18 protein-coding genes are annotated in these 22,250 nt (G+C 68.0%); 11 read left to right on the top strand and 7 right to left on the bottom strand.

The annotated features are described in order from the left end of the window. Positions 1-131 precede the first annotated feature (131 nt). On the bottom strand, positions 132-1,169 hold the full coding sequence (gene zapE, locus KZC51_RS12135; protein ID WP_247630210.1) for a cell division protein ZapE: 1,038 nt from the start codon (positions 1,167-1,169) through the stop codon (positions 132-134). A 145-nt stretch (positions 1,170-1,314) separates the two neighbouring features. On the opposite strand from zapE, the gene KZC51_RS12140 reads away from it, so the two are divergent. Beyond that, positions 1,315-2,208 (top strand): sulfurtransferase, encoded by an 894-nt coding sequence (locus KZC51_RS12140; RefSeq protein WP_247630211.1) that lies wholly within the window; start codon positions 1,315-1,317, stop codon positions 2,206-2,208. A gap of 18 nt (positions 2,209-2,226) precedes the next feature. Next, the gene (locus tag KZC51_RS12145) at positions 2,227-2,658 is read left to right on the top strand and encodes a SufE family protein (RefSeq protein WP_247630212.1); all 432 of its coding nucleotides are present in this window, start codon (positions 2,227-2,229) and stop codon (positions 2,656-2,658) included. On the opposite strand, the gene KZC51_RS12150 is transcribed toward KZC51_RS12145, so the two are convergent. Continuing rightward, positions 2,642-3,796, bottom strand: coding sequence for an alpha/beta hydrolase family protein (locus KZC51_RS12150; RefSeq protein WP_247630213.1), 1,155 nt, complete (start codon positions 3,794-3,796; stop codon positions 2,642-2,644). The genes KZC51_RS12145 and KZC51_RS12150 overlap by 17 nt on opposite strands. A 25-nt stretch (positions 3,797-3,821) precedes the next feature. Here KZC51_RS12150 and KZC51_RS12155 point away from each other — a divergent pair, with 25 nt between their 5' ends. The 4 genes from KZC51_RS12155 to KZC51_RS12170 all read left to right on the top strand — a co-directional run bounded on the left by KZC51_RS12155 (position 3,822) and on the right by KZC51_RS12170 (position 9,021). Continuing rightward, a complete protein-coding gene (locus KZC51_RS12155) occupies positions 3,822-4,403 on the top strand; it encodes a DUF3000 domain-containing protein (protein WP_247630214.1) in 582 nt (193 codons plus the stop codon). Further along, complete coding sequence (locus tag KZC51_RS12160; RefSeq protein WP_247630215.1) at positions 4,396-5,589, top strand: ribonuclease D; 1,194 nt, start codon at positions 4,396-4,398, stop codon at positions 5,587-5,589. Before KZC51_RS12155 ends, KZC51_RS12160 begins: the two co-directional genes overlap by 8 nt. A 73-nt stretch (positions 5,590-5,662) precedes the next feature. Next, on the top strand, positions 5,663-6,868 hold the full coding sequence (locus KZC51_RS12165; RefSeq protein WP_247630216.1) for a thiolase family protein: 1,206 nt from the start codon (positions 5,663-5,665) through the stop codon (positions 6,866-6,868). A gap of 8 nt (positions 6,869-6,876) precedes the next feature. Continuing rightward, a complete protein-coding gene (locus KZC51_RS12170) occupies positions 6,877-9,021 on the top strand; it encodes a 3-hydroxyacyl-CoA dehydrogenase NAD-binding domain-containing protein (protein ID WP_247630648.1) in 2,145 nt (714 codons plus the stop codon). A gap of 66 nt (positions 9,022-9,087) precedes the next feature. Here KZC51_RS12170 and KZC51_RS12175 read toward each other — a convergent pair whose 3' ends face one another. Genes KZC51_RS12175 through KZC51_RS12185 form a run of 3 tightly spaced genes read right to left on the bottom strand, consistent with a single transcriptional unit; the run spans position 9,088 to position 13,221 of the window. Beyond that, entirely contained in the window at positions 9,088-10,719 is a 1,632-nt protein-coding gene (locus KZC51_RS12175; protein WP_247630217.1) for a GMC oxidoreductase, read from the bottom strand. Further along, positions 10,716-11,624, bottom strand: coding sequence for a diacylglycerol/lipid kinase family protein (locus KZC51_RS12180; protein WP_247630218.1), 909 nt, complete (start codon positions 11,622-11,624; stop codon positions 10,716-10,718). The genes KZC51_RS12175 and KZC51_RS12180 overlap by 4 nt, the downstream gene beginning before the upstream one ends. A 1-nt stretch (position 11,625) precedes the next feature. Beyond that, the gene (locus KZC51_RS12185) at positions 11,626-13,221 is read right to left on the bottom strand and encodes an FAD-binding oxidoreductase (protein ID WP_247630219.1); all 1,596 of its coding nucleotides are present in this window, start codon (positions 13,219-13,221) and stop codon (positions 11,626-11,628) included. 59 nt (positions 13,222-13,280) lie between these two features. Here KZC51_RS12185 and KZC51_RS12190 point away from each other — a divergent pair, with 59 nt between their 5' ends. The 5 genes from KZC51_RS12190 (at position 13,281) to KZC51_RS12210 (ending at position 17,273) form a co-directional block, all read left to right on the top strand. Further along, positions 13,281-13,877 carry a TetR/AcrR family transcriptional regulator gene (locus KZC51_RS12190; protein ID WP_247630220.1) on the top strand — a complete coding sequence of 199 codons (597 nt, stop codon included), beginning with the start codon at positions 13,281-13,283 and terminating at the stop codon, positions 13,875-13,877. Further along, positions 13,874-15,346 (top strand): glycerol-3-phosphate dehydrogenase/oxidase, encoded by a 1,473-nt coding sequence (locus KZC51_RS12195; RefSeq protein WP_247630221.1) that lies wholly within the window; start codon positions 13,874-13,876, stop codon positions 15,344-15,346. The genes KZC51_RS12190 and KZC51_RS12195 overlap by 4 nt, the downstream gene beginning before the upstream one ends. Positions 15,347-15,508: 162 nt before the next feature. Further along, positions 15,509-16,183, top strand: a complete 675-nt coding sequence (locus tag KZC51_RS12200; RefSeq protein ID WP_247630222.1) for a TetR/AcrR family transcriptional regulator — start codon at positions 15,509-15,511, stop codon at positions 16,181-16,183. Beyond that, positions 16,180-16,785: a hypothetical protein gene (locus tag KZC51_RS12205; protein ID WP_247630223.1), complete on the top strand. Its 606-nt coding sequence runs from the start codon at positions 16,180-16,182 to the stop codon at positions 16,783-16,785. The genes KZC51_RS12200 and KZC51_RS12205 overlap by 4 nt, the downstream gene beginning before the upstream one ends. Then, positions 16,782-17,273, top strand: a complete 492-nt coding sequence (locus KZC51_RS12210; protein WP_247630224.1) for a hypothetical protein — start codon at positions 16,782-16,784, stop codon at positions 17,271-17,273. Before KZC51_RS12205 ends, KZC51_RS12210 begins: the two co-directional genes overlap by 4 nt. A gap of 6 nt (positions 17,274-17,279) precedes the next feature. Here KZC51_RS12210 and dxs read toward each other — a convergent pair whose 3' ends face one another. Next, positions 17,280-19,220 (bottom strand): 1-deoxy-D-xylulose-5-phosphate synthase, encoded by a 1,941-nt coding sequence (dxs, locus tag KZC51_RS12215; protein ID WP_247630225.1) that lies wholly within the window; start codon positions 19,218-19,220, stop codon positions 17,280-17,282. Between the two features lie 156 nt (positions 19,221-19,376). Further along, entirely contained in the window at positions 19,377-22,211 is a 2,835-nt protein-coding gene (gene acnA / locus KZC51_RS12220) for an aconitate hydratase AcnA (RefSeq protein ID WP_308194299.1), read from the bottom strand. Positions 22,212-22,250 lie beyond the last annotated feature (39 nt).

The following is a 22,250-nucleotide window of genomic DNA, read 5'->3' on the forward strand; positions in this document are numbered from 1 at the left end:
AAAACCTCACATCCGAAGTAATTGAGAGCTTCAGTGTGACCACGCGCGATTTCGTCAATGCGTGAAGTTTGTTTCTTCCCTGTTACAGCCTGCCCCTGGGTGTGAACATCGCGTTACGGGGGTCTTCGTGCTTACGCAGAATGCGTGAGCGCGTTGAGTCGAGAGATGGCGCGGAGATACTTCTTGCGGTATCCACCCGACAGCATCTCGTCGGAGAACACGCCATCCAGACCTGCCCCGGTGGCGATAACCGGGATCTGGGCGTCGTACACCCGGTCGACGAAGGCGACCAGCCGCAGCGCCTCGGACTGATCCACCAACTGGTGGACGCCACGCAGGCCGACCAGATCTATTCCGGTCAGCAGACGGATGTAACGAGAGGGGTGCACCTGCGCGAGATGCCGGATCAGATCGTCGAACGAGTCATCGGAGGCGCGCCTCGTGGCACCGGCAGCCTCGATCGCCTCACCGTACTGCCCGTCGTCGAGCACCACGGCGTGACCGTCGAGTGCGCGCTGACGGAAGTCGACGCCGTCGATGCGCAGCGTCTGGAAGCTGTCGGACATCGCATGGATCTCACGCAAGAAGTCCTGGGCCGCGAAGCGCCCTTCGCCCAGCGCGTTCGGCGGCGTGTTGGACGTGGCGGCCAGGCGGGTGCCGGTCGGAACCAGTTCACCGAGGAGACGGGTCATCACCATGGTGTCGCCCGGATCGTCGAGTTCGAACTCGTCGATGCAGAGGAGATCAGCGCCCTTGAGCAGATCCACCGTGTTCTTGTAGCCGAGGGCGCCGACCAGGGCGGTGTACTCGATGAACGAGCCGAAGTACTTCCGACGGGCGGGCATGGCGTGGTAGATCGACGCCAACAGGTGCGTCTTGCCGACGCCGAAGCCGCCGTCGAGATAGACGCCCGGCTTCAGCTCGGGCTCCTTCTTCGCGCGGCTGAAGAATCCTCCGCGCTTGAGGGGAGCGCCCCGGCCGACGAAGCGCATCAGCGTCTCCTTCGCCTCTTCCTGCGAGGGGTACGCGGCATCCGCACGGTAGCTCTCGAAGGTCGCGGTGTCGAACTGCGGGGGCGGCACGAGGCTCGCCAGCATCTCGGGGCCGCTCACGGTGGGCTGGCGCTCGGTGAGGTGCACGATGCCGGTGCGGCTCGTCGTATCGGTCATCACGGTCCTGTGTCGGTGCTGGCCTGTGTCGAAGTCTTACGATTCCGGCGCAGGGCGCACAGCGGGGATCTATCGTCGTAGGGGACGGGTCAACATTACGCCGTCTGCACCGCCGCATCGTCCGCTCACCGCTTTGGAGATCCCTATGGCCATCGAGTTCGATTCCTCCTCCCCCAAGTTCGCCGAGTACTCCGAGCCGGGACGACTGGTGACGACCGAGTGGCTCGCGGCACATCTCGACGCCCCCGGACTGGTGGTCGTGGAGTCCGACGAAGACGTGCTGCTCTACGAGACCGGGCACATCCCCGGCGCTGTGAAGGTCGACTGGCACACCGAGCTCAACGACCCGGTCGTGCGCGACTACGTCGACGGCGAGGGCTTCGCCGAGCTGCTGAGCCGTAAGGGCATCGCCCGCGATGACACGGTCGTCATCTACGGCGACAAGAACAACTGGTGGGCCGCCTACGCGCTCTGGGTCTTCTCCCTGTTCGGCCACGAGGACGTCCGTCTGCTCGACGGAGGCCGCGACCGCTGGATCGCGGAAGGGCGTGAGCTGACCCGCGAGGCGACCATCCGTCCGGCGACCGAGTACCCGATCGTGGAGCGCGACGACTCCGTCATCCGCGCCTACAAGGAAGACGTGCTCGCCCATATCGGCAAGCCCCTCATCGACGTCCGTTCCCCCGAGGAGTACAACGGTGAGCGCACGACAGCCCCGGCATACCCGGAAGAGGGGACGCTGCGCGCCGGCCACATTCCCACCGCCCAGAGCGTTCCGTGGGCGAAGGCGGTGGCGGAGGACGGCGGATTCAAGTCCCGCGCCGAGCTCGATGCCATCTACCGCGACGGCGCCGGTCTCGCCGACGGCGACGAGGTCGTGGCGTACTGCCGCATCGGTGAGCGCTCCAGCCACACCTGGTTCGTGCTCAAGCACCTGCTCGGCTTCGAGAACGTGCGCAACTACGACGGCTCCTGGACCGAGTGGGGCAGCGCGGTGCGCGTGCCGATCGTCACCGGCAGCGAGCCCGGTTCCCTCTGACCATGTGAGAATTCAGGGATGAGCACCACCGACGTCCCCGACATCCTCGCCGAGATCCGCGACGACTTCCTCGAGACCCCGGAGACCGATCGTCTGCTGCTCCTGCTGGAGTTCGCCGACGATCTCCCTCCGGTGTCCGACGAGGTGGCGAACCATCCGGAGATGTGCGAGCGCGTGGCGGAATGCCAGTCGCCCGTCTACATCTACGTCGAGGTCATCGACGGGATCGTCACCATGCACGCCACGGCGCCGCCGGAGGCTCCGACGACCCGCGGCTTCGCGAGCATCCTGGTGCAGGGCATCACGGGGCTCACGCCCGACGAGGTGCTGGCGATCCCCGACGACTATCCGCAGTCCATCGGGCTCACCAAGGCCGTGTCGCCGCTGCGCATCGGCGGGATGACCGGGATGCTCATGCGGGCGAAGAAGCAGGTCAGGCAGAAGCGCTGAATCCCTGCGCATGCAGCCATCCGGTGATCGCCGCGTTCCATCCCGTCTGGTCGTAGTTCCAGAGCTTGGTGTGGCGGGCGACGGTGAATCGCGGCATCGTCACGAGGTCGGGACGCGCGTCACGGAGCGCATGGGAGGCGTCGACCGGAACGAAGCCGTCGTCTTCGCTGTGCAGGATCAGGATCGGGACCGCGAGCTCCTGCGCACGGGCCACCATGTCGAGCCGGTCGAACGGGATCGCGTTCTCCGCACCGCTCAGTCGCGCCGTGATCGGCATCGACAGCGCCCCCATCGCGAGATCCGGCAGCGGTGCGTGCATGCCGGCAGCGCTGGCCTGGAATCGCAGCACCGTGCGCCAGTCGACGACGGGTGAATCCAGGATGAGGCCCGCGATCCGATCGCGGTGCCCCGAGTTGACTGCGGCCTGCAACGCCACAGCGCCACCCATCGACCAACCCATGAGGATCACGCGGTCGGCGCCGTGACGCAGCGCGTAGGCGATCGCGGCGTCCACGTCGCGCCACTCCGACGCCCCCAGCGCGTACGCACCGCCGCGGCTGCGGGGCGCTTCCCCGTCGTTGCGGTACGACACGACGAGGGTGGGCATCCCCGCGGCGTGCAGCACAGGCACCGCGCGCAGACACTCGGCGCGCATGGCACCACGTCCGTGCACCTGGATGACCCAGGTGCGGGATTCGCCGGGGAAGAACCAGGCAGGACACGGGCCGGCGGGCGATCCGATCAGGACGTTCTGGCTCGGCAGGTGGAGCTCGCCCGGAGAGGAGTAGTACCAGCCGCTGAACCGCGCGTCTCGGTCGACCTGAGCGCCCGGCTCGATCTGCGTCAGCAGCTTGCGCCGTACGCTGGTGGCGTCTGCGCTGAGCACTGCCCCCAGCTTCACGTACCCGTAGGTGCCGGAGGTGAACAGGCCGTAGCGTCCCGGCAGCTCGGTGTCGAGCGTTCGCCGCAACTCGATGGTCTGCGCGCCGGTGTCGACCGCGATGATCTCGGCATCCGGCGCGCGGCGCGCCGGAGTGACGACCCGACGAGCGACCCGGAAGACGATGATCGACAGCACGCCCCCGAGTGCGAACAACGCGGGGACGAGGAGTGCAACGGCGTGCCTGAGACTCTTCATCGCCTCCTGACTCTAGCCTGTTGCCGTGACCGCACACCCCGACGCCGGGTCGCTCTTCGACAAAGCCATAGCTGAACTGCGCGAGACCGCGTTCCGCGACGACATCGTCGTTCGCGAGATCGGCACCCCGCAAGGGCTCGCTCCGTTCGCCATCGCTCTCGCCGCCGACGTGCGGCCGGACGACGACGGCGAGTCCGTCTACGGCACCGGACGGTTCGTGCTGCTGCACGACCCCGAGACGCCGGACGCCTGGGGCGGTGCGTGGCGGATCATCATCTTCGCGCAGGCGCCGCTCGAGACCGAGATCGGAACGGACCCTTTGCTGGCCGACGTCACGTGGTCGTGGCTGGTCGATGCGCTCGACTCGCGCAATGCCGTCTACCACGCTGCGTCGGGTACCTCGACGAAGACGCTCTCGAAGGGATTCGGGGGTCTCGCCGTCGAAGGCGACGGCGCCCAGATAGAATTGCGGGCGTCCTGGACTCCGCAAGGCCCGTTCCGACCTCACGTCGAAGCATGGGCCGAGCTGGTCGGAATGCTGGCGGGTCTTCCGCCTGGTTCCGAGGGCATCGCCGTTCTCGGCGCGCGAAAGGCTGTACGTGACTGAATACTCCGTGATCTCGGATGCTGAAGAGTTCCGTGCGGCGTGCGCCGCACTCGCCGACGGCACCGGTCCGGTCGCGGTGGATGTCGAGCGCGCATCCGGTTTCCGCTACTCACAGCGCGCCTATCTCGTACAGGTGTTCCGCCGCGGCGCGGGTGTCTTCCTGTTCGACCCGCCCGCGATCGGTGACTTCGCACCGCTGCAGGACGCCATCGGCTCGGTCGAGTGGGTGCTGCACGCCGCGAGTCAGGACCTTCCTTCGTTGCGTGAGCTGCACCTGGAACCCCCGACGATCTTCGACACGGAGCTCGCCTCCCGGCTTCTCGGTCTCGAGCGGGTCGGCCTCGCGGCGGTCGTCGAGCACACCCTCGGCATCACCCTGAAGAAGGAGCACTCGGCGGCGGACTGGTCCACGCGCCCGCTTCCCGACTCCTGGCTCGACTACGCGGCGCTGGATGTGCTGCATCTCGTCGATGTCCGTGACGCACTCGCGGAGGAGCTGCGCGAGCAGAACAAGACCTCCTTCGCCGAGGAGGAGTTCGCAGCCACCCTCACCCGCGCCCCCAAGCCACCTCGGGAAGACCCGTGGCGCCGGCTGAGCGGCCTTCACCAGGTACGCGGTGCTCGCAACCTGGCCGTGGCCCGCGCGCTCTGGCAGGCGCGCGAGTCCTTCGCCCAGGAGCAGGACGTCTCCCCCGGCAGGCTCGTTCCGGACAGGTCGCTGGTCGCCGCCGTCATGGCGAACCCGCAGAGCAAGCAGGCACTCGCCGGCACCAAGGATTTCCAGGGGCGTGCGAGCCGCACCCAGCTGGACCGTTGGTGGCAGGCGTTCGTCGACGGCCGTGCGACGGAGGAGCTTCCACGTGAGCGTGTGCCCAGCGACGCCCTCCCGCCGCCGCGCGCCTGGGCGGATCGGAACCCCGAGGCCGATGCCCGCCTCAAGGCTGCTCGTCCCGTGGTCGAGGCGATCGCCGAGGAACTGTCCATGCCGACGGAGAACCTCCTGACGCCCGAGCACCTGCGCCGCATCGCATGGGATCTGCCCGGCGAGAGCGCGGAGGCCATCGGCGACGCCCTCGCGGCACTCGGAGCGCGCTCGTGGCAGATTGAACAGACTGCACAGAAGATCGCGGACGCCTTTGTAGAGGCAAGGCAAACGCCGGACGAAGCCTCCGCTCCCGCTTCGTAGGTTCGACCCAACCGATTCCTCCCGTTTTCGGGGCCTCCATAGACTGAGGCCACCGCACAAACTTGGAGGCAGAGTGGCCGAGATCTCGGACGTCTTCTTCGTCGATGGAGTGCGCACCCCCTTCGGGCGCGCCGGCGAAAAGGGCATGTACTGGAACACCCGCGCTGATGACCTCGCCGTCAAGGCGACCATCGGCCTGTTGGAGCGGAATGCCGCCGTCCCAGCCGACCGCATCGATGACGTCGCGATCGCCGCGACGTCGCAGACCGGAGATCAGGGCCTCACGCTCGGCCGCTCCGTCGCGATCCTCGCAGGCCTGCCGCAGACGGTCCCCGGCCTCGCCGTCGAGCGCATGTGCGCCGGCGCGATGACGAGCGTCACGACCATGGGCGCCTCGATCGGCGTCGGCATGTACGACTTCGCTCTCGCGGGTGGCGTCGAGCACATGGGCCACCACCCGATCGGCGGCAACGCCGACCCGAACCCCCGCTTCGTGGCCGAGAAGATGGTCGACCCTGGCGCTCTCAACATGGGCGTCACGGCGGAGCGCATCTTCGACCGCTTCCCGCACCTGACCAAGGAGCGCTCCGACCGCTACGGGATGCTCAGCCAGCACAAGGTGCAGGCCGCGTACGACGCCGGCAAGATCCAGCCGGACCTCGTGTCCGTCGCGATCAAGGATGCAGACGGCGCCTGGGGTCTCGCGTCCGAAGACGAAGGACGCCGTCCGCAGACGACGATGGAGGATCTCGCGTCTCTCAAGACGCCGTTCCGTCCGCACGGTCGCGTCACGGCCGGCACCTCCTCGCCGCTCACCGACGGCGCGACGATGTCGCTTCTCGCCGGCGGCGGGGCGGTGAAGGAGTTCGGCCTCACCCCGAAGATGCGCATGGTCTCGTTCGCCTTCGCCGGCGTGCAGCCCGAGATCATGGGCATCGGCCCGATCCCGTCGACCGAGAAGGCGCTCAAGAAAGCCGGGCTGACGATCGACGACATCGGCTTGTTCGAGTTGAACGAGGCCTTCGCGATCCAGGTCATCTCCCTTCTCGACCACTTCGGCATCGCGGATGACGACCCGCGAGTGAACCAGTGGGGCGGAGCGATCGCGCTCGGCCACCCGCTGGCCGCGTCGGGCGTGCGCCTGATGATCCAGCTCGCGGCGCAGTTCGCCGAGCGCCCCGACGTGCGCTATGGGCTGACGGCCATGTGCGTCGGACTCGGCCAGGGAGGCTCCGTCATCTGGGAGAACCCGCACTACAACGGCAAGAAGAAGAAGTGAGCGCCAACGTGACGAACTACGAAGCCATCGACTTCTCCCCGATCCAGGCGCTCACCGAGGGCGAGGTCATCACGCATTCTCCCGTGCGCGACATCCGTCTCGCCTCCGGCAAGGTGCTCGCGCTCATCACGCTCGACAACGGTCGCGACCACACCCGCCCGAACACGCTCGGCCCGGCCACGCTCACGCAGCTCGGTGAGACCCTCGACGCGCTGAAAGCGCGCGCGGCATCCGGCGAGATCCAGGCGGTCGGCATCACCGGCAAGCAGTACATCCTCGCCGCCGGCGCGGACCTGTCCGACATCAGCAAGGTCGGCTCGCGCGACAACGCCCGCCTCATCGCGCAGCTGGGGCACAAGGTGCTCGGAAGGTTCTCCGAGCTCGGCGTGCCCTCGTTCGCGTTCGTCAACGGTCTCGCCCTCGGTGGCGGGCTCGAGATCGCGCTGAACTCGACCTACCGCACCGTCGATGCCTCGGCGGCGGCCGTCGCGCTGCCCGAGGTGTTCCTGGGGATCATTCCCGGCTGGGGCGGCGCGTACCTGCTGCCGAACCTGATCGGCATCGAGAACGCACTCGAGGTCGTCATCTCGAACCCGCTCAAGCAGAACCGCATGCTCAAGCCGCAGCAGGCGTTCGACCTCGGCATCTTCGACGCGATCTTCCCTGCCGCGAACTACCTCGAGAACTCGCTGGCTTGGGCCGACGCGGTGCTCGGTGGCAAGAAGGTCGAACGCAAGAACGAGCCGGGCAAGATCGAGAGGCTCACCAAGTGGCCGATCGCGATCAAGATGGCGCGCGGCATGCTCGAATCCAAGATCGGCACGGTCCCGAAGTCCCCGTATGCGGCGCTCGAACTGCTCGACAAGGCGAAGAGCGGGACCAAGGCCGAGGGCTTCGCCCGCGAGGACGAGGCGCTCGCCGAACTGGTGACCGGCGATCAGTTCGCCGCGTCGATGTACGCCTTCGATCTGGTGCAGAAGCGCGCCAAGCGCCCCGTAGGAGCCCCCGACAAGGCGCTCGCGAAGGCCGTCACGAAGGTCGGCATCATCGGCGCCGGCCTGATGGCCAGCCAGTTCGCGCTCCTGTTCGTGCGCAAGCTCCAGGTGCCCGTGCTGATCACCGACCTCGACCAGGCCCGCGTCGACAAGGGCGTGGCTTACATCCACGAGGAGATCGGCAAGCTCGAGACCAAGGGCCGACTGGATGCCGACGCCGCCAACAAGCTGCGTGCGCTCGTCACCGGCACCACCGACAAGACCCTCTACGCCGACTGCGACTTCGTGATCGAGGCCGTGTTCGAAGAGGTCGGCGTCAAGCAGGAGGTGTTCGGTGAGATCGAGAAGATCGTCTCGGAGGACGCGATCCTGGCGACGAACACCTCGTCTCTGTCGGTCGAGGAGATCGGCTCGAAGCTCGCTCATCCCGAGCGACTGGTCGGCTTCCATTTCTTCAACCCGGTCGCCGTCATGCCGCTGATCGAGATCGTCCGCACCCCGAACACATCCGATGCGGCGCTCTCGACGGCGTTCGTCGTAGCGCGCAATCTGGGCAAGAACGCGGTGCTCACGGCCGACGCTCCCGGATTCGTGGTGAACCGGCTGCTCGCCAAGGTCATGGGCGAGGCAGCGCGCGCCGTGTACGAGGGCACCCCGATCGCCGACGTCGAGAAGGCGTTCGGGCCGCTCGGACTGCCGATGGGACCGTTCCAGCTGATCGATCTGGTCGGGTGGAAGGTCGCCGCTCATGTGCAGGACACGATGGTGCACGCCTTCCCCGACCGCTTCTACGCGAACGAGAACTTCCACGCGCTGGCCGCGCTGGACGCCGTCGTGGAGAAGGACAAGGGCGGGCGCGTGACGGGCTGGACCAAGCAGGCCGAGAAGCTGCTCAAGCCGGCAGTGGGCTCCGCCCCCGCATCGGCGAGCACGATCCTCGGACGCGTGCAGGACGGTCTGGCACAGGAGATCAAGCTGATGCTCGACGAGGGCGTGGTGCCGGAGGTCGAGGACATCGACCTCTGCCTGATCCTCGGTGCCGGCTGGCCGTTCATCGACGGCGGCGCCTCGCCGTATCTCGACCGTGAGGGCGCATCGGAGCGGGCGTTCGGCGGATCGTTCCACACGCCGCAGATCCGGGGTGTCGAGAGCCGCTGACCACAGCAGCAGAGAGGAGCCGGAGGGTGCCCGTCAGGACACGCACCCTCCGGCTTCTTGCTGCCGTCAGAGCGACTGTTGCGCAGGCCGCGGATCCTCTGCACCGGCGGGCGGCCAGTGCGAGAGGGCGCGCTCCGCGAGGGCGGTGATGGTCAGCGACGGATTCACACCCGGATTGGCCGGAACCGCGGCTCCGTCGACGACGTGCAGGCCGGGATGCCCCCACACGCGGTGGTAGCGGTCGATCACGCCGGTCCGCGCCGACGACGAGATCACCGCGCCGCCGAGGAAATGCGCGGTCAACGGGATACCGAACACCTCGGGCCACGACCCGCGGGCTGCCGCGGGAACCCCGCCGTCCGCCTGCATCCGGGCTGCGATCGCCGCCGCCGCACGATGCGCCTGCGGCAGATGGCTCGGATTCGGTTCGCCGTGTCCCTGCGCGCTCGTCAGGGTGAGTCTCCCGAAGCGGCGCCGCAGCGACAACGTGAGCGAGTTGTCAGCGGTCTGCATCACGAGTGCGATGATGCCGCGCTCGCTCCAGCGCCGGAGCGATCCGAGCCGCAGCTGCCGTATCGGTGCGCGCAGCGTCTGACCGATCACACTGCCCAGCCGTCGCCCCAGGCCGCGATCCCCGGGAACCATCACCGTCGCAAGCGCGCCCATCAGATTGGACCCTGGGCCATAGCGGACGTTCTCGACGTGGGTGCGTTCATCGACATGGAACGACGTCGTGATCGCCACTCCGCGGGCGAGTTCGAGCGAGTCGGGCACAGAAGTCGCGACAGCGCCGTCGAGCGCCTCGGAGTTGGTTCGCGTGAGACGCCCGAGAGTCTCGGAGACGCGCGGGAGGAGGCCCTCGTGCTTCATCCGATGCAGCAGCTGCTGTGTGCCCCAGGTTCCGGCGGCGAGGACGACCTCACGCGCCGTCACCGTTCTCCGGTCGTGGCGGAACCATGCGCCACTGCGCTGAGTCGTGATCGCGAAGCCTCCGTCTGCGCGTTCACGCACCTCGGTCACGGTCCGGAGCGCTTCGATCACGGCACCGCGACGCTCCGCGAGCGCGAGATAGTTCTTCATGAGGGTGTTCTTCGCCCCGACGCGGCAGCCCACCATGCAATTGCCGCACAACGTGCAGCCCGTGCGATCCGGCCCCTCTCCCCCGAAGAACGGATCCGCGACGCGCTCCCCCGGCTTGCCGAACCAGACACCGACCGGTGCGTGCCGGAACGTCTCTCCGACACCGAGATCAACAGCAGCACCCGCCATGATGCGCTCGACCGGCCCGGTATGCGGATACTGCTCGACGACCCCGAGCATCCGCTTTGCGGTCGCATAGTGGGGTGCGAGCTCCTCTTCCCATTCCGCGATCCCTCGCCACTGCGGGTCTTCGAAGAATGCCGTGCCCGGCTGATAGAGCGTGTTGGCGTAGTTGAGCGATCCTCCGCCGACACCGGCACCCGCCAGGATCATGACGTGCGGGAGACGATGGATGCGCTGCACGCCGAAGCACCCCAGCGCGGGGGCCCACAAGTATCGGCGCACGTTCCAGCTGGTCGTGGCGAAATCCTCGTCGGCGAACCGGCGCCCGGCCTCGTACACCCGCACGCGGTAGCCCTTCTCGCGCAAGCGGAGGGCAGCGACAGAGCCGCCGAAGCCGGAGCCCACGATCACGACGTCCTCATCGAACTCGGTCATGCGCGCGCTCCTTCCTCTGGCACCATCACGGTGAGAGCGCCGGGGCGCAGATGGATGGTGCAGGACGCCGCGGCCACCCGCTCACCATCCGCATACACGACGAGGTCCGGAGCGGACACCGTCACCTGCCGCGCGCGTCGATGGCTCACTTCCGGCCGGGAGAGATGCCGTCCCTGCAGCAGCAGCGGGAACAGGCGGATCAGTCGCAAGCGCGTCAATGGCCGCACGTGCACGACGTCGAGCATCCCGTCATCCGCGGCAGCGCCGGCACACACCGGCATCCCGCCGCCGTAGCTCTGGGTGTTGCCCACCGCGATCAGCGTGCCGGGGGTGTCGCGCAGCGTCCCGCCGTCCACCGACATCCGGAAGGCGACGGGGCGCAGACGGAGGAGTTCGATCACGAGCGCCAGGTAGTAGCGGAGGACACCGCGCGGCCACCGCAGGCGGTTGGTGCGATCACTCACCTTCGCGTCGAAGCCCAACGCTGCGACGGTGAGGAACAGTCGGACGCCGAGCTCGCTGCGCACCTCCCCGACGTCGACCGCGCGTGGCCTCCCGTGGAGGGCGAGCGCCGCGGCCTCCCCCGGGTCGTGACGCGGCAGGTGCAGGGCGCGCGCGAGGTCATTGCCGGTTCCTGCCGCCACGAGCACGAGCGGCACCGATTGCCCCGTCACCGCGGCGAGGATGCCGGCCAGCGTGCCGTCGCCGCCGACGACGACCAGCGCGGTCGGCTCCTCTCGGAGGGCCTGCACCGCCAGCTCCGCCGTCTGCGCCGCCGACGATCCTGCGTAGGTGCGGACCTGCAGGCCTTCGTGACGAAGACGGGCGATCGCGACGGCGGCTGCGTGCGCACCGCGCCCTTTACCGGCGAACGGATTCGACAGCACCGCGATATGCGCGCCCACGTCAGTCCGCTCGTCCGACAGGCTCGAGGGCGATCACGGCGCCCGGGTTGAGGATTCCCCGAGGATCCAACTCGCGCTTGATCGCCGAGAGGATACGCACACCCGTCTCTCCGATCTCCTGCGCGAGCCACGGGGCGTGATCACGTCCCACCGCATGGTGATGGCTGATCGTGCCGCCCGCCGCGAGGATCGCATCGTTCACGCTGGCTTTGACCTTCTCCCAGACGGCGAGTTGATCGCCGCGCACCCCGGCGAGGATCGTGAAGTACAGCGAGGCGCCCGTGGGATAGACGTGTGAGATGTGGCACATCACGGAGGACCGCGCGCCGGCCTCCGCCGTGAAGCCCTCCATGATCGTGCGCGTCACCGCATCACGCAGGCCGGAGAGGGCAGACCACACCGTCGCCGTCTCAAGGGTCTCGCAGAAGACACCGGCGTCGAGAAGCGAGTCGCGCAGGTACGGGCCGTCGAATCGCCCTTCGAGCCAGGCCGCAGCGTCGCTCTCACCCGATGACGTCCCACCGACAGCGCGGAGGATCTCCGCCGTGCGCGAGCGCCGGTGCTCGATGTCGTCGCCCTCATATACCGTGACGATACTCGCTCCCTTCGCCAGCACTTTGCCGATCTTGCCCACCTGTGCCAGGCTCACGGCGGTCTCCGCCTCATCGGAGAGACGGATCACGGTCGGGCCGGTCGCAGACTGTGCGACTCGTCGCAGCGCCTCGGCGCCGGTCGCGAAGTCGGGGATCGACCAGGACTCGAGAATCCGCCGCTGCGGTACAGGGTGCACGCGGACTCTGACCTCCGTGATCACACCGAAGATCCCCTCCGACCCGAGGAATACGCGGATCAGGTCCGGTCCGGCCGCCGAACCGGGAGAGCGCCCCAGTTCGAGGTCACCCGTCGGTGTAGCCACGCGGATGCCGGTGACCATGGTGTCGAACCGGCCGTAGCCCGCAGAGTTCTGTCCGGATGAGCGCGCAGCGGCGAACCCGCCGATCGTGGCGTAGCGGAAGCTCTGCGGGTAGTGGCCGAGCTCGAACCCCTGCGCGGCGAGGAGCTCCTCAGCCTCGGGCCCCGTCGTACCCGCGGCGAGCACGGCATCTCCACTCAACGGGTCGAGGGCGATCAGTCCCGACAGCCGCCCCAGATCGAGGCTCACCACGCCTCGATGCGGTCCCCTGTCGGGGTCGAGCGCACCGACCACGCTCGTGCCGCCACCGAAGGGGATGACAGCGATACCCAATTCCGCAGCCACCCTCAGCGCCGCAGCGACCTCATCGTGCGTACCGGGCCTGAGCACGGCATCGGGGACCCGCTGCTCCGCGGCCCGTCTCCGGAGCAGGTCGGGCGTCGAACGACCGCCACCGTGGCGGACGCGGGCCTCGTGCGTCACATCGACGTGGTCAGGTCCGACGACGCTACCGAGGGCCTCGAGATCCTCCGGAGTGAGAGCCGAGGGACTGACGACGACGTCGACGAGAGCGACGGGCTCGTGGGGGCGTCGCGTCCTGCCCAACAGCAGCGGCAGGAGCGTGCGCACGGCCAGCGGGAGGTCCTTCGCCTTCGCGGGGTCTCCCCATCCGTTCCATCTCATCGGCTGATCACCATCGACCCTGCCGCTTTCTCGGTCCATGCGTTACAGTGTGACAGATCATGGAAGAACGTCAACTGTTGGATTCCGCGAGCGGACAGACCGACGCCACGCGGGAGAGGATCCTGGATGCGGCGGACGTACTCATCCAGCGCCTGGGCATCCACGGCGTGACGATCGCCGCACTCGCCAGGCGCTCGTCGCTCAGTCGCCCCACGATCTACCGCAACTGGAGCGATGCCGACGACGTGGTGAGGTCCGCACTGCTGCGCCGGGTCGCTCGGATCCTCGAGGAGTTCCCCGAGCCAGCCACGACGCGCGCGCGTCTGGTCGACGACGTGTTGCGTTTCACCACCCTGTTCCGCACGGATGCCGTCTACGCGCGGCTGCTCGAGGACGAGCCCGAGGCGTTCACGCGATACACGCTGCAGCGCGTCGGATCTAGCCAGCGCCTGATCCTGCAGTGGCTCGACACGGCCATCGACGCCGCGCAACGCGATGATTCGGTCCGCCGCGGTGATTCCGCGCACATGGCCGTCATGCTCCTCCTGATCGCCCAGTCCGCGGTCCTCTCGCACGCGACAGTCGCCGAACTCATCGACGACGCCGCATGGGAGCGCGAACTCCGCGCCGCGATAGACGGACTTCTCCGCCCATGAGCGGAACCGGAGCCGCGCTCAATGCCGAGCGAAGGCGCATCGAGATCGAACGGTCAGCAGAGGAGACCGTCGACATGCTCGTCATCGGCGGGGGCATCACCGGCGCCGGGGTCGCGCTCGACGCCGCCGCTCGTGGGCTGCGAGTGACCCTGGTCGAGTCGGAGGATCTCGCGTTCGGCACGAGTCGATTCAGCTCCAAGCTCGTGCACGGCGGGCTGCGCTATCTTGCGACGGGAGATGTCGCCACCGCGCGAGAGAGCGCGATCGAGCGCCATCAGCTGATGACCACGATCGCCCCTCACCTCATCCGTCCGCTGGCCCAGGTGCTCCCGTTCAGCCCGGGCGTGAGCATCAGGCAACGCGCCGCGGGGGCCGTCGGCATGGCGATGGGCGACCTGCTGCGCCTGCACGCCCGCACTCGTCGCAGCGTGCTCCCCGGCCCGCGGCCCGCGTCCTCCCGCACCATCCTCCGCCTCGCACCGGCTGTGTCTCCACACGGACTCCGCGGTGGGATGCTCTCGTACGACGGACAGCTCATCGACGACGCCCGCCTGGTCGTGACGGTCGCGAGAACTGCGGCAGCGCTCGGCGCCCGCGTCTTGACGCGCGTGCGCGCCCTCTCCCTCCGCTCCGACGGCGCGGTGGTCGAGGATGCCATCACGGGCGAGCGGTGGGACATCCGAGCGCGGAGCGTCGTGAACGCGACCGGTGTGTGGGCGGGCTCCCTCGACGGATCGATCTCCGTACGACCCAGCCGAGGCACGCACATCGTGCTGGATGCCGCCGACCTCGGCGACCCGCATGCGGCACTCACGATCCCCCTGGAGGGGTCGATCAGCCGCTACATCTTCGCGCTGCCGCAACAGCTCGGCCGCGTGATCGTCGGGATCACGGACGAGGACGCCCCAGGCCCCATCCCTCGCGTCGCCGCGCCGACGGAGCGCGAGGTCGTGTTCCTCCTCGCCAACCTCAACCGCGTCCTGGCGGCTCCGATCGGGCGCGAGCAGGTGCGGGGCGCATTCGCGGGGCTCCGACCACTGGTCGACAGCGGCGCCGCATCGACGGCAGATGTGTCTCGCCGTCATCTCGTCGCGACGTCGGACGCGGGATTCGTGACCGTGCTCGGCGGCAAGCTGACGACGTATCGCCGCATGGCCGAAGACGCCGTCGATCACATCGTGACCGAACGCGGCCTCTCGGCGCCCGCGAGTACCACGACGACGCTCCCCCTGGTGCGCGACGGCGACGTGGTCGGCCGTTCACTCCGCGACGACGGGAGCACGTTCGTGGCCGACGGCATCCCCGTGGCCCGCGCGGCCGTCGAGTTCGCGGTGCGCGAGGAGCTCGCTCTGACGGCAGAGGACGTGCTGGATCGGCGCACGCGAATCGGCCTCGTCCCTGACGACCGGGAACGGGCGGCTCCGATCGTCGAGGAGATCGTGGCGGAGACGCTCGACAGTCTGCGCTGACCCCCGTCGGGAATTGCGCGCGAAGCACGAATCCAGATCGAGTGCACACCGGGGCGGGCGTCACCGCGCGACGTCATCCGTTCGCGGGAGGGCGTCGCACTCCCCAGGACGAGCGCTCGGTCTGCTGCTCCTCGCCGCATGCAACGGTGTACTGTTTTGAACATGTTCGAAAATGATGCTCCCGAATCCAAGAGCGCGCGTACGCGCGCACGGATCAGTGCAGCCGCGATCGATTCGTTCATCGAGCGAGGGTACGCCGACACGACGATGAGGCTCATCGCCGAGAAGGCCGAGGTCTCGGTCAGCAACGCGTACTACTACTTCCCCTCCAAGAACCACCTCGTGCAGGACCTGTACGTACGCGTGCAGCGCGAGCATGCCGACGCCGCCCACCGGCTTCTCGCGGAGCAGCGCGGCCTCGTCGATCGACTGCGTGTCGTGTTCGAGACCGGCCTGTCGGCACTCGTCCCCTATCAGCGCAGCGCCCCGGGTTTCCTCACGGCGATGATCGCACCCGACTCGCCGATCAACCCGTTGTCCGCAGAGTCCGAGCCGGCGCGCGACATGACCGTGGGGTTGTTCCGCGAGGCCGTCGACGGGGCGCAGCACCGCCTGCCCGCCGATGTCGCCGATCTGCTGCCTGAGGCGCTGTTCGTGTCGTACCTCGCGCTCGTGCTGCGCTGGACGTACGACGGTTCTCGGGATCAGGAGAAGACCAGCCGGATGCTGGATGCCGGACTCCGCCTGCTCGCGATCGCATTGCCCTTCGTCCGGATGCCTGGGGTGCACGCGACGACCCGCGAACTCCTGCGCCTCGTCACGGAGGTGCGCTCATGAGCGCTTTCGCATCCTCACCGGTGCGCACCCCCGAAAAGCCGATGGCGTTCACGAGCGACGAGCTCCTGCGCGGCGGCATCACCGCCTGGATCCTGTTCGTGGTGCTGCTGGTCTGCGGGGAGGCCGTTCCTCTTGCGCTGCTGTTTCAGAGCAGTGCGCTCGAAACGGCCCCAGAGCGCCTCCTGGGTCTGGTGTTGTTCCTCATGTTGATCGCGCTGGTCGGCAGCATGGTCGCAGCCGTCGTCGTCCCCATCGGGCTCGTGATCGTGCTGCCGATCGCTCTCGTGTTTCGGCGGATGCGCTCCACCGGAGTGCACCTCGCGGTCTACGCGCTCCTGGGAGCAGCCATCGGCGGCGCCTTTCTTCTCATGTTCCGCGGTGGGCGTCCTCTCGCCCCGCTCTTCCCGTGGGACTACTTCTTTGTGATCCCGGCGGCATCCGCGGCCCTCGCCATCCCGCTCGCGTGGTGGTGGACCGCCCGGCGCGCGCTCCGGATCGACGCCGGCCTCCTCACGCCGCGCCCGCCGCGTCCGGATCCCGACGCCGCATACGAGGACCGCGCTGCAGATACCGGCCTCGGCGACGTCTCGAGGGGATCATGACGCACGATCCCGCGGTGGCCTCGACACCGGAGACACGCATGCGCTTCACCCGCCGGGAGTTCTGGCGCGGTGCATGGAGCGCGTGGGCGATCTTCATGATCATCCTCACCGGTGCGCTGATCGCCATCGGAATCATCCAATCGGGCTATCCCTGGGGCAGCGCCTTCTCATCAGTGCTGCTGTACCTCCTGTACGGCATTCCGATCGGCGGCGCGACGTCATTGCTCGTGATGCTGGTGGGATCACCGCTCGCGTGGGGGCTCGCCCGCCTGCTCGCTGCGACCGATCACCTCGTCGTCCACCTGCTCGCCTTCGCCGGGTTGGGAGCCGGCATCGGTGCCGCGGTGGTGGGAACCGGGATCATCGGGCAACCGCCCGCACCATACGTCGCCGTGGTCAGCGTCGCCTGCGCACTCTCCGTCGCCGGCGGCTGGTACGGGACGTTCCGGTGTTCCCGGCGCGAGGAGTGGCCTCGCCACGCCCGGTGACGCGGTTCAGGAGCGCTCGTGGAGCGGAAGGTCGATCGCTCCGGTCTCCCCCGCATTCCGGGCGAACGGGATTCGCGTGCCCAGCACCTGGGCCACGATGTCCTGCGCGATCTTCGGCGCCGTCAGACCGGCATCCTCGAGGATCTGCTCCCGCGACGCGTGGTCGATGAACTCATCCGGCAGCCCGAGCTCGTCCACCGCCGTGTCGATACCTGCTTCGCGGAGGACCTGACGCACGCGCGTGCCGATGCCGCCGACACGGATGCCGTCTTCGAGAGTGATCACCAGGCGGTGCCGTGCAGCCAGCTCCGTGACCGACGGCTGCACCGGGATCGCCCACCGCGGGTCGATCACGGTCGCGCCGATGCCCTGCGCCCGCAGGCGCTCGGCCACATCCATCGCCAACGTCGCGAACGGCCCGATGGCGACGATCAGCACATCCTCGGACTCGCCGCGGGCGAGAACGTCCACGCCATCGTGAAGCCGCTCGATCGCGGGTAGATCCTCGGCGACAGCGCCCTTGGGGAAGCGGATCACGGTCGGCGCATCATCGACCGCGACAGCCTCATCCAGCGCTTCGGTGAGACGCGCACCGTCGCGCGGAGCGGCGATCCGGATGTGCGGAACGATCTGCAGCATCGCGAGGTCCCACATGCCGTGGTGGCTCGGGCCGTCCGGCCCGGTCACTCCGGCACGGTCCAGCACGAAGGTCACGCCAGCACGGTGCAGAGCGACGTCCATCAGCACCTGGTCGAACGCGCGGCCCATGAACGTCGCGTAGACCGCGACGATGGGGTGCAGACCCCCGAACGCGAGACCGGCTGCTGAAGCCACCGCATGCTGCTCGGCGATTCCGACGTCGTACACCCGGTCAGGGAACCGCTCGGCGAAGCGCGCGAGTCCGGTCGGACGCAGCATGGCCGCCGTCATCGCGATCACGTCATCGCGACGTCCTCCGACGTCCACGAGCGCATCCGAGAACACATCGGTCCAGCCACGACCGCCCGAAGACAGGGTCTCCCCCGTGACCGGGTCGATGCGTCCGACCGCGTGGAACTGATCCGCGTCATCGTCGCGAGCCGGCTGGTAGCCGCGGCCCTTCTCGGTGATCGCGTGCACGATGACCGGTGCCCCGTACGACTTCGCGAGCTCGAGCGTCTCGAGGAGTGCCGGGAGATCATGCCCGTCGACCGGGCCGAGGTACTTGATGTCGAGGTTGGAGTACAGGGCTTCGTTGTTGGTGAAGCGCGAGAGGAAGCCGTGCGTGCCGCCGCGCACACCGCGGAAGACCGCCCGACCCACGGGACCGAACGCGCGGAACAGCCGATCGGACTTGTGGTGCAGATCCTTGTAGGCCGCCGCCGTGCGCACGCGGTTCAGGTACCGTGACATGCCGCCGATCGTCGGAGCGTAGGAGCGTCCGTTGTCGTTGACCACGATGACCAGGTTGCGGTCGTTGTCATCGGAGATGTTGTTCAGCGCTTCCCACGTCATGCCGCCCGTGAGCGCGCCGTCGCCGACGACCGCGACCACATGGCGGTCCCCTCGCCCGGTCGCGGTGAGCGCGCGCGAGACGCCGTCCGCCCAGCTCAGGGAACTGGAGGCGTGAGACGACTCGACCACGTCGTGAGGGCTCTCGCTGCGCTGCGGGTAGCCGGCGAGTCCGCCACGAACGCGCAGGTCGGAGAAGTCCTGACGGCCCGTGAGGAGCTTGTGCACGTAGGACTGGTGCCCCGTGTCGAAGATGAAGGGGTCATCGGGAGAGGAGAAGACCCGGTGCAGCGCGATCGTGAGCTCGACCACGCCGAGGTTGGGGCCGAGGTGACCGCCGGTGCGAGAGACGTTCTCCACCAGGAACTCGCGGATCTCTGCGGCGAGTTCCACCAGTTGATCCGCGGACAGGGCGTCCAGATCACGGGGTCCTGAGATGCTCGGAAGAATGGGCATCTGCGCCTCCTCACAGGCTCCGTAGATGCGCTCGCGTGGGGTGCGGACGCCGTGACGATCCTATCGCGCTCCTCCGTGAATCCTCGGAGAGGAAGGGAGCCTTGACACGACGAAAGGGGCCCGGGATGATGTCCCGGGCCCCTTTCGAGCGTTGCGTCAGACCAGCGAACGCAGCACGTACTGCAGGATGCCGCCGTTGCGGTAGTAGTCCGCCTCGCCGGGGGTGTCGATGCGGACCACCGCGTCGAACTCCACGACCTGCTTGCCCTCGGGCGAGTGCTCGCTCGGGGTCGCCGTCACGCGAACCGTCTTCGGCGTGACACCGTTGTTGAGCTCCTCGAGGCCGGAGATCGAGACGATCTCGGTGCCGTCGAGCCCCAGCGACTCCCAGCTCTGACCGGCGGGGAACTGCAGCGGGACGACGCCCATGCCGATGAGGTTGGAGCGGTGGATGCGCTCGAAGCTCTCGGTGATGACCGCCTTGACGCCCAGCAGGCTCGTGCCCTTGGCCGCCCAGTCGCGCGACGAGCCGGAGCCGTACTCCTTGCCACCGAAGATGACGAGGGGCGTGCCCTGCTCCTGGTAGTTCATGCTGGCGTCGTAGATGTACGACTGCGGACCGCCGGGCAGTGTGAAGTCGCGGGTGAATCCACCCTCGACGACCTGGCCGTCGTTGACAGCGGCGACCATGGCGTTCTTGAGACGGATGTTCGCGAACGTTCCACGGATCATGACCTCGTGGTTGCCTCGGCGCGAACCGAAGGAATTGAAGTCCTTGCGGTCCACACCGTGCTCGGTCAGGTACTGCGCCGCCGGCGTTCCCGGCTTGATGTTCCCGGCAGGCGAGATGTGGTCGGTCGTGACCGAGTCGCCGAGGGTGGCCATCACGCGGGCACCCTCGATGTCGCGCACCGGGGTGAGCTCCATCGTCATGCCGTCGAAGTACGGGGCCTTGCGCACGTAGGTCGAGTTCTCGTCCCACTGGAAGATCGCGTCATCCGGGGTCGGCAGGCTGCGCCAGCGCTCGTCGCCGTCGAATACCGTCGCGTACTGCTTGATGAACTGGTCGCGGGAGATCGACGAGTCGACCAGTTCCTGCACCTCGGCAGGCGTCGGCCAGATGTCCTTCAGGAACACGTCCTCACCGTCGCTGCCCTTGCCCAGCGCATCGTTCTCGAAGTCGAAGTGCATAGAGCCGGCCAATGCGTATGCGATCACCAGCGGCGGGCTGGCGAGGTAGTTCATCTTCACGTCGGGGCTGATGCGACCCTCGAAGTTGCGGTTTCCGGAGAGCACGGCGGTGACCGCGAGGTCGTGCGAGTTGATCGCCTCGGAGACCTCTTCGATCAGCGGCCCGGAGTTGCCGATGCAGATCGTGCAGCCGTAGCCGACCGTGTAGAACCCGAGCCCCTCGAGGTCCTTGTCGAGTCCGGACTTCTCGTAGTAGTCCGTGACGACCTTGGAGCCGGGGCCGAGCGTGGTCTTGACCCACGGCTTCTGCTTCAGACCCTTCTGCAGCGCCTTGCGCGCCACGAGACCGGCGGCGATCATCACAGACGGGTTGGAGGTGTTGGTGCACGAGGTGATCGCCGCGAGCGTGACGGCGCCGTTGTCGAGGATGTACTTCTCCCCCGACGGCGTGGTCACCGGAACCGGCTTCGACGCGTTGGCGGGTGCACCGCTGTTGATGTGCACCGGACGGGTCGTCGGAGCTTCCTCTCCGGGGACCTGACCGGGGTCGGATGCCGGGAACGAGTGCTTGCCCTCGAGGTCGACGAGGTCGTCGGAGGTCGACGGGGTCGCGTAGCTGAGGATGTCGTGCTCGAACTGCGACTTCGCCTCCGAGAGGAGGATGCGGTCCTGCGGGCGCTTCGGGCCGGCGATCGACGGCACGACCGTGCCGAGATCGAGCTCGAGGTACTCGCTGAACACGGGCTCGTGCGAGGCGTCGTGCCAGAGCTTCTGCTCCTTCGCGTAGGCCTCGACGAGCGCAACGGCCTCTTCGCTGCGACCGGTGAGGCGCAGATAGTCGAGCGTGACGTCATCGATCGGGAAGATCGCGGCCGTCGAGCCGAACTCCGGAGACATGTTGCCGATGGTGGCGCGGTTCGCGAGCGGGACGGATGCGACGCCCTCGCCGTAGAACTCGACGAACTTGCCGACCACGCCGTGCTTGCGCAGCAGGTCGGTGATGGTCAGCACGACGTCGGTCGCGGTGACGCCTGCCGGGATCTCGCCGGACAGCTTGAAGCCGACGACGCGCGGGATGAGCATCGACACGGGCTGGCCGAGCATGGCCGCCTCTGCCTCGATGCCGCCGACGCCCCAGCCGAGCACGCCGAGGCCGTTGACCATGGTGGTGTGCGAGTCGGTGCCGACGCAGGTGTCGGGGTATGCGCGCAGCACGCCGTTCACGTCGCGGTCGTAGATGACCTTGGCCAGGTGCTCGATGTTCACCTGGTGCACGATGCCGGTCCCCGGAGGAACGACCTTGAAGTCGCTGAAGGCGGTCTGGCCCCAACGCAGGAACTGGTACCGCTCGCCGTTGCGCTCGTACTCGATCTCGACGTTGCGCTCGAGTGCGTTCTCCGAGCCGAAGAGGTCGGCGATCACCGAGTGGTCGATGACCATCTCCGCGGGCGAGAGCGGGTTGATCTTGTTGGCATCGCCGCCGAGAGCGGTGACCGCCTCGCGCATGGTGGCGAGGTCGACGATGCAGGGCACGCCGGTGAAGTCCTGCATGACCACGCGCGCCGGTGTGAACTGGATCTCGGTGCTCGGCTCCGCCGACGCATCCCACGACCCCAGGGCCTCGATCTGCGCCTTCGTCACATTCGCGCCGTCCTCGGTGCGAAGGAGATTCTCCAGCAGCACCTTGAGGCTGAAGGGGAGCTTCTCGAAACCGGGCACCGTGTCGATGCGGAAGATCTCATAGTCGGTGCTGCCGACTGTCAGGGTGCTCTTGGCACCGAAGCTGTTCACCGTGGACACGATTCCGTCTCCTTCTGATCTGATGGAAGCGACAGGCGG

It is taken from the genome of Microbacterium croceum (genome assembly GCF_023091245.1).
GTDB classification, from domain to species: Bacteria; Actinomycetota; Actinomycetes; order Actinomycetales; family Microbacteriaceae; genus Microbacterium; species Microbacterium croceum.